Source organism: Streptomyces sp. NPDC060205 (assembly GCF_042728395.1).
GTDB lineage: Bacteria > Actinomycetota > Actinomycetes > Streptomycetales > Streptomycetaceae > Streptomyces.
Genome location: NZ_JBHWZP010000043.1, coordinates 35,938 through 43,849 on the forward strand (window position 1 = coordinate 35,938; position 7,912 = coordinate 43,849).

Annotated in this window: 8 protein-coding genes; 3 read left to right on the plus strand and 5 right to left on the minus strand. The window is 70.8% G+C overall.

Translation table 11 applies throughout. The features are described from left to right. The first annotated feature begins 166 nt into the window (after positions 1-166). Both ACFWGJ_RS10830 and ACFWGJ_RS10835 read left to right on the plus strand, forming a co-directional pair. Complete coding sequence (locus ACFWGJ_RS10830; RefSeq protein WP_387322515.1) at positions 167-2,533, plus strand: sensor histidine kinase; 2,367 nt, start codon at positions 167-169, stop codon at positions 2,531-2,533. Next, complete coding sequence (locus tag ACFWGJ_RS10835; RefSeq protein ID WP_387322517.1) at positions 2,530-3,186, plus strand: response regulator; 657 nt, start codon at positions 2,530-2,532, stop codon at positions 3,184-3,186. Before ACFWGJ_RS10830 ends, ACFWGJ_RS10835 begins: the two co-directional genes overlap by 4 nt. Positions 3,187-3,256: 70 nt before the next feature. Here the strand turns inward: ACFWGJ_RS10835 and ACFWGJ_RS10840 are convergent, their stop codons facing one another. The 5 genes from ACFWGJ_RS10840 to ACFWGJ_RS10860 all read right to left on the minus strand — a co-directional run bounded on the left by ACFWGJ_RS10840 (position 3,257) and on the right by ACFWGJ_RS10860 (position 7,408). After that, a complete protein-coding gene (locus ACFWGJ_RS10840; protein ID WP_387322519.1) occupies positions 3,257-5,212 on the minus strand; it encodes a DUF6461 domain-containing protein in 1,956 nt (651 codons plus the stop codon). 156 nt (positions 5,213-5,368) lie between these two features. Beyond that, complete coding sequence (locus ACFWGJ_RS10845; protein WP_387322521.1) at positions 5,369-5,734, minus strand: ArsR/SmtB family transcription factor; 366 nt, start codon at positions 5,732-5,734, stop codon at positions 5,369-5,371. Between the two features lie 164 nt (positions 5,735-5,898). Beyond that, positions 5,899-6,273 carry a hypothetical protein gene (locus ACFWGJ_RS10850; RefSeq protein ID WP_387322523.1) on the minus strand — a complete coding sequence of 125 codons (375 nt, stop codon included), beginning with the start codon at positions 6,271-6,273 and terminating at the stop codon, positions 5,899-5,901. Positions 6,274-6,523: 250 nt separating this feature from the next. Then, positions 6,524-6,730, minus strand: coding sequence for a hypothetical protein (locus ACFWGJ_RS10855; RefSeq protein WP_387322525.1), 207 nt, complete (start codon positions 6,728-6,730; stop codon positions 6,524-6,526). A 153-nt stretch (positions 6,731-6,883) separates the two neighbouring features. Continuing rightward, entirely contained in the window at positions 6,884-7,408 is a 525-nt protein-coding gene (locus tag ACFWGJ_RS10860) for a TspO/MBR family protein (RefSeq protein WP_387322527.1), read from the minus strand. A 213-nt stretch (positions 7,409-7,621) separates the two neighbouring features. Between ACFWGJ_RS10860 and ACFWGJ_RS10865 the strand changes: the two genes are divergently transcribed. Continuing rightward, the gene (locus ACFWGJ_RS10865) at positions 7,622-7,900 is read left to right on the plus strand and encodes a WhiB family transcriptional regulator (protein WP_387322529.1); all 279 of its coding nucleotides are present in this window, start codon (positions 7,622-7,624) and stop codon (positions 7,898-7,900) included. Positions 7,901-7,912 lie beyond the last annotated feature (12 nt).

A 7,912-nucleotide genomic window follows, 5' to 3' on the forward strand; every position in this document is an offset into this window, starting at 1 on the left:
CGGCCCCGTACGACGGAGACACTAGCCCGGCCCGGCCGCCGGGTGTGCCGGTCGTTCGCCCCACACGAACGCCGAACTGCGTTCTGCCTTGATCGCGGGTCAACTACCCTTGTCGTTCATGTGGCATGGGGGATATGGGGGGAACGGGGAGGGAGTCGCTGAGCCGATGGACCGCCCCAGGTCCGGTGAGCGCCTGGTGATCCTGGCCCTTGAGCGGTTCGGGGTGTGGCTCCGGTCCATCGTGGTCTGTCTGTGCGGCGCGCTGGGCGTCGTCTCGGCGGACACGGCGGACATCCCCCTGGCGGTGTCCCTGCTGGTGCCCGCCTTCCTCGCCTGCGGTGTACGCCTCTACGCGCTGCGCCGCCCGCAGTTGTTCCCCCTCGCCCTGCTGTGGACGCTGGACGCGGCCGTCGTGGTGTTGACGGGCTTGTCCCAGCCGGTGATCGGCGGCGAGGCCGCCAACGTGATGGTCGAGGCGATGGTCGGCATCAGCGTCGTCGCCTTCCAGTACGAATGGGCGACGCGCCCGCTGGCCGGGGCCGCCCTCGCCGCGTTGGGCGGTGTCGTCTGCGTGCTGGGCGACGTCCTCTCGACGCCCGGCGGCAGCCTCGACGTGGTGCCCCTGGTGCGCATGCTCATCCAGGTGTGCCTGTCGAGGGCTGCCTACCTCATCGTTCGGGCGCTGGCCCGGGCGGCCGACCGGTCGGCCGCCATCAGGGCCGCGGCGCGCCGGGAGATGGAGGTCGCCGCCGCCCGCAGGGCGAGCGAGCGCGAGTACCTGGCGACCCTGCACGACACGGCGAGCGCGACGCTGCTGATGGTCTCCCAGGGCGACGGCCGGGACTGGTCGTGGCTCCCTCCGCGCGCCAGACAGGACCTTGAAGCCATGTCCGCCGTGCCCGGGTTCGAGACCGGGAGCGTCGATCTTGCGGCTCTTCTGAGCTGCGTACCGGAGGGCGAGGGGCAGGCCAGGGTACGGCTCAAGACGCGCATCGAAGGCCCGCTCGCGATTCCCTCCGGCCCCGGGCTCGCGATATTCAACGGGGTCCGGGAGGCCGTCACCAACGTGGCACGCCATGCCGGGGTGCGGGAGGCGGAACTCAGGGCATGGACGGAAGGGGACGGCGCCGTCGTCGAACTGTCCGACACGGGACGGGGCTTCGACCCGCGGTCCGTCCCCGCGCGGCGCCGGGGGATCTCCGGCTCCATCATCGCCAGGATGCACGCGGTCGGAGGCTCCGCCACGGTCACCTCCCGTCCGGACATGGGTACCCGCGTGCAATGGCGCTGGCACGGCCCGACCGGGGCGCCACAGGCGATGAACGGCACACCCGCGACCGGCGTACCGCGCCCGCCCCGCGCGCAGGTGCAGCACACGGCCGACGTCCGCTTCATCCGCGGGCGGCTCCTTCACGGGACCCAACTGGCCGTGCTGCTGATCAGCCTTGTGTGGCAGTTCACCATCTCGCTGCGCCGGCTCGTGGTCCACCAGGACGTGTACCACCTCCCGTGGGCGCAGACGGCCGGCTTCGTCTGTCTTGCCGCCGTCGCCGTGATCGGGGGCGCCTATCTGCTGCGTGGCCGGCAGATCCCGCCGGCAGTGCGGTGGGCGAGCCTGGCTTCGGTGCTGGCCGTCTCGGCGGTATGCGCGTTCACGCTCCCCGCGGAGCTGTCGACGGGCGCGCCGGACTGGGCGTTCGGACTGGTCGGCTGGCATGCGCTGTTCCTGCTGGCCGACCTGCGGGTCAGGCTGTTCGCGGCGTTCCTCGGGGCGCATGTCGGGCTCAACGCGACCGCTGTGTTCCTGTTCGGGGCGCCGAGCGTCGCCCAGTGGGCCACGCTGGGCATCTCCACGATCGGCAGCTGCGGCTTCCAGCTCTCCGTCGGCGTACTGATGTCGTACCTGCTCCACGGGACGGCGCCGGCCGCGGGGACCGCGGCCGCGCAGGAGGAGGAAATGCGTACCCGGGAACGTATCCACGAGGACATGCAGCGTGATCACAAGGAGCGCTACCGTGCGCTGACGGCCACGACCGTGCCGCTGCTCGTGGGCCTCGGCCATGGTGTGCTGAGCCCGCACGACGAGGAGGTCAGGCTGCGGTGCGGCGTGGAGGCCGCCCGTATGCGCCGCCTGTTCGCGGAGAGCGACGCGGTCGTGGACCCGCTGCTGAACGAGTTGCGGGCGTGCGTGGAGGTGGTCGAGCATCAGGGGGTGACGGTGAGCCTGTCCGTACGAGGCAAGCCGGGGGAGGTGCCCGTGGAGGTGCGCAGGGAGCTGGTCGACCCGGTGGCGGTGACCCTGGGCCGTACCCGCTCGACCGCGCGGGTGACCGTCGTGTGGACACCCCGAGCGGTGCGCGTCAGCGTGGTCAGCGAGGACTGCGCCGGCGGCGGGGCCACGGAGGAGGCCGCCGAGGCACCCGGTGACACCACGAACCCGCTGGTGGACGTGGAGCGAACAATGCGCGGCGGAAGTGTGTGGGTGGAGGCGGGCTGGAGAAGACCGGCGCTCTTTGGAGTTGACCTCACATGAGTGACAACGCACCGGTCAGCGTGGTCGTCGTCGACGACCATCCCGCCATCCTCTCGGGCGTGGAGGCGTGGTACGCCGCATCGCACAGACCCATCACCGTGGTCGCGTCCGGCGACTCCGTACGCGAAGCCTGGACCGAGCCGGGCAGCACGGCCGACGTCGTCGTCCTGGACCTGCAACTGGCCGAGGGCGGGCCCGCGTTCGGCAGTCTTCGAAGACTCGTCGACGCCGGGCGGCAGGTGATCGTCTATTCGATGCGGGACGACGAGAAGACCGCGCTCAACTGCCTCGACCTGGGAGCCGCGACCTATCTGACCAAGAGTGAGGGCCGGGACCACCTGGTCGAGGCGACACTGGCGGCAGCGGACGAGCGGCCCTACATGCCGCCCGCGCTGGCCGGCGCCCTGGGGACGAACACCCGCGCCGACCGCCCCCAGCTCTCGGTGCGCGAGGAGAACGTACTCATCGAGTGGTTCCAGTCGGAGTCGAAGGAACTGGTCGCGCAGCGTCTCGGGATCTCCGTACGCACGGTCAACTCCTATCTCGACCGGGTGCGCATCAAGTACGCGAACGTCGGCCGACCCGCCCGGACCAAGGCGAGCCTGGTCGCCCGCGCCATCCAGGACGGGCTGGTAGACGTGGAAGACCTCTGACCAACCGTCTTGAGCGGCCTGAACAGGTGCAGGGGGCCGGAGTCGCGCGCAAAGCGAACTGTCCGCCGGTTCACCCGAGGGCCGGCAGTATCACCCACCTTCCGCTGCCGGTCACGTCTGCCGCCGTGGGCCGGATTCCGGCGGTGCGGCAGAGGAGTTCGAGGGGGGCGTCGAACGCCGCCCCCTGAGGGTTGTCGGCGTCCATCGCCGCCATCGCCGCCCGGACCTCCGGGGTGGTCGGCTCCTCGGCTCCCTCTTCCGAGTGGTCGGCCACCACCTCACCGTCGCGGTACACCATGAAGCTGGTGTCCGCGTTGATGCTGCGGGAACAGGCCACGGCGAAGGTGCCAGGGGAGAGCGCCGCATTCTCCGTCCCCGGGTGGCCGTTGTTCTCGACGAGCAGTGTGTGCGGGCCGAGGGCGAACGCGGCCAGGCACACGTCGTCCATGCCGGCGTCCTCGATGTCGCTCTGCGTCAGCAGGTCCGCCCAGGTGCCCGTTCGGATCTGGTCGGGGTCGGCGCCCAGGCGCAGCAGGGCCTCGTCGGGTGTCGTGTCGTGCACGACGGCGACACAGAAGTACTCCAGACCGTTCAGTTCCTCCAGCCACGCCTCGAAGTCCTCGGCCGGCTCCGGTGCGGCACCGTCCGTTTCCATCGCCTCTTCGCCGTTGCGCCACACGACCGTGCCGTCCGCGCGGCACAGCAGGACTTCCCCGCTCTCGACGCGCAGTTCGTCGGCCGGCCCGGCCAGCGGGGGCCGCTCGGTGCCGTCGTCGAGGATCCGCAGCATGCCGTCCTCGTCCAGGAGCAGTCCCGGCCGCCGGACGTCCCCCAGGTGTGCGTACCAGAGCCAGGTGCCGTCCGCTGCGAACAGCACCAGACGCTGGTCGTCGTGGTGGCCGAGCACGGTGCTGCCGTCGGCGGAGGTGAGGGAGTGCCGGCGGAGCGTCTGTCCCCGGCGCAGCACCGCGCCGCGCGGTGCGTCCACGGCCGGGGCGTCGCAGGAGGAGTGTGCGTCCACCGACCACACCGCGCGGCCCTCGGCGTCGAGCAGTTCCACCCGGCCGTCGTCGCGGACGGCGAGCCGCCGGGCTCCCGAACCGGCCGTGCCGGAACGCCAGACGGGCGCGCCGTGCGGGTTGTGCACCACCAGGTCGCCGTCGGCCGTCAGCTCGGCCCATCCGCCGTCGGCCCAGTGCGTGCCGGCCGACCACACGGCCCGGTGCTCGGCGTTGCAGCACAGCACCAGATCGCCGCTCCCCTGGTGGGTCAGGGTGTGCGAGCCGGAAGGGGAGGTCAGCGACTGGCGGCGCAGGCGACCGCCGACGCCGAGCTCCGCTCCGCCGTGGGCGTAGGGGGCGCCCGCGGACACCGGCGTGGCCGGGTTCGGGGTGCCCTCGTGCCACAGGACGGTGCCCGCGGCATCGGTCAGGCACAGCGTCCGGGCCTTCACCTTGGTGCCGTTGACCGGCAGCAGGCGCCAGCCGAGCACGGTGCCCTCCTGCTCCAGCCAGTCGACCAGCGGCCCGCCCAGCGCGTAACTTCCGCCGCTGCCGTTCGGCCAGTGCTCGCCGATCCGGAGCTGTCCGTCCTGTTCTCGTACGACGGTCCGGCGCTTCTTGCCTTCGCTGAGCAGGTAGCTGCCGGCGGTGATGTCGGCCGCGGGGGCGGTGTCCCGCAGCGCCACCGGCTCGACCGGACCGGTGCGCGAGTTGGCCAGGCGCGCATGCTCGCCGTTGAGCAGTTCCAGGTCGCCCGCGTCGGTGAGGATCAGGTAGTGCGCGCCGGGGGCCGCGAATCCCGAGCGCCAGACCGTCTCGTGACCGTCCCCGGCCTCGACCTGGACCTCACCCCGGTCACCGAGCAACAGCCGTCCGGCGGCCCCCGCCCGCCATATGACCTCGTCCCGCTCGGTGTCGGTGATCACGGCGAAGCCCGCCGGGTCGTACCGCAGGACGAACCGCCCACGGGGCGAACGCAGTTGTTCGTCTGCGTACAGGCGGTTGAACTGGAGGAGTTCGCGCATGATGGCCTTCTCTTGAGCGGGCGCCGACGGGTGCGTGGTGCTTGATCGCATTGTGTCGGGTGCCACTGACAATCGAGGCCGCGCTGTTCGCCGCTGCGGTCCGGCCTCGTCCTCGCCATCTCGCCGACCCCGTCGGCAGACACGCGAGAGCGGACGTCAGGTTTTTCTGCCGGCCGGCAACGGGCTGGAGGAGGGTTCGGTTTCGTCCACCTCGGTCAGGATCGCGTACTGCCCGGCGAGGAGTTCGGTGAGGATGCGGCGTGCGGCCTTCAGCAGGTCGGCGATGTCGCCTCCGGCGAGGGCGTAGATGACCGTGGAGCCCTGACGGGTGGAGACGATGATGCCCGCCCGGCGCAGTACCCCCAGTTGCTGGGACAGGCTCGACGGTTCGATCTCGATGTCGGTGAGCAGGTCCCGCACCGCGACCGGGCCGTGCTGCAGCAGTTCGAGAACCCTGATGCGTACGGGATGACCCAGCATGCGGAAGAACTCGGCTTTGGCCTGGTAGAGGGGCACTTGCACAGCCGTTTGCTCCCTACGCGTGGGCGATGGGGCCGAACGGGACTCGGTGCTCCCATCTGTGAGAACAGTCTGTCGCACCTCGTCCCGCCGGAACCTGCGGAATGGACATGTATGGATGTCGAGAGTTGCAGAACTCTTCACATCGTGGGCATGCGAAAAGAGGGTCAGACGGAGAGGCTTTCCTCCACTCGTTTGAGCTGGTGACGCGCCATCGCCAGATTCGACCTGGCCTTGTCCAGTACGAGGTACAGGAACAGGCCGTTGCCGCTTCGGCCGTTCACCAGCCGGATGACGTGGTAATGCCGGTCCAGAGTGATCAGGATGTCCTCGATCTGGCTGGCCAGGCCGAGATGCTCCAGGGTCCGCATCTGCGCGCGCACGACATCGGTGTTGCCTGCGGCGGCCACCTCCAGGTCCAGGTCCTTGCCGCCGCCGAGCACACCGAGGGCCAGGCCACTGGTGTAGTCGACGACGGCGGCTCCCAACGCTCCCTCCACACCGGTCATCAGTTCCTTGAGCGATACGTCCACATCGGCCATCGCCTGTCTCCGTTCGCGGGCCGGGCCGGGCTGTTCCCGCCCCGTTGCGCCAGCCACGGTAGGAGCGGGGGCGCGAGCAGGGGCCGCATATGCACAGTTGAACGAAAATGCGGCCGACTTACACCTGTTGGAGGATTAGGGCCGCTTTGCCTTCAGAAGTGTTCGCAGTGCCCGAGATCGGTGACGCCGGTCGCGCGAAGGGCTTGTCCCGAGTCGCAGACAGGTGTCCGGTGGTCCGCGCGGCAGGGCGTCATGCGGCCTCGCGGCCCGAGCCCTGCCGTCGGGCGTCCTCGCGGGAGCCGGGCCGGGTGCTGTCGCTGTGGACCAGGCGCAGGTGTTTGGCGCGGGCATGACGTCCCGTGGACGCCCAGTGCCGCATGCCGTCCTCCAGGCGGTCCATCGCGTACAGCAGCACGGCCAGGCCCGGCAGCAACAGAACAGCTACGGCGATCACCACACAAACCCCTCCATCGGACGACACCGCAACGGGTCTCCGATGTCGCGGGCTTCAGCGCAGGCCGCGTGTGAAGGTGCTGTGGGTTTCGCGCTACGACCGCATAACGCCCTGCCGGTGCCCGGCGCTCGGCGCCCGTGGTGGCGGTCGGCGCGGTCAGAGGCGGCGGCGGGGGTTGCGCCTGACGATCGACGCGTTCAGGGCGGTCGCGAAGCAGCACCAGGCGGCGTACGGGACGAGTGTCCGCGCGGCGACCGGGTCGACGCGTGCCGTGCGGCGCAGCAGGTCGGCGTTGCTCAGATCGAGCAGTACGGTGCCGACCAGTGCGGCCACCGGGTCGCGGCGGGTGAAGAACAACCAGGTCCAGGCCGCGTTGAGGGAGAGGTTGACCGCCAGGCTGCTCACGAAGCCTGTGCGTCGGCGGGGATCCTCGATCTTGCCGAGTGTGTGTCCGGCCGCGTAGGCGATGGTCGCGTACAGCGGGGTCCAGACCGTACCGAACGCCCAGGACGGCGGCTGCCAGTCCGGCTTGCGCAGCGCGCGGTACCAGGCGTTGTCCGTGTCGACGGCCACGGCACCCGCCGCGGCGGTGGCCGCCACCGCCGCCGTCGTGGCACCGTAACGCCGGCCCCGCAGGGCCCCGGACGGGGGAGTGTCGCTGAACGCGCTGATGAGTCCCATACCTGACGCGTGCCCCCACGCCGGCGTCCCTCACATCGCAGCCCGTCGTGCACGGCTCGCCCTACGGTGACGCCCGGATTGTGAGCCAAGAGGATGACAAGTCCGATCTGGGCGCTTACGCTGCGAGGAACCTCTGCCGGGTACGCGGCGCGCTTGAGGCGCCGCTATTCGGTGCTGGGCGGATGCGCCCGAACGGATCGGCAGGGGTAGGCGATGGCCATCGACCACTCACGCGCGGCCACGAGCGATTGGCATCGCCGAGCCGCATGCGTCGGTCAGGATCCCGAGATCTTCTTCCCGCTCGCCGACACGCTCGCTCCCGGCGCGGACGCACAAGCGGCTCTGGCGGTGTGCCGCCGCTGCCCCGTCCTCCTCGCCTGTCGCTCCTGGGCCATCTCCCACGGTGAGGACGCGGGCATCTGGGGAGCCACCACGGCCGCCCAGCGACGAGCCGTCCATCGCGCCGCCGTGGAATCCGGGGCACCGCGGTGAGCTGCCGCGACG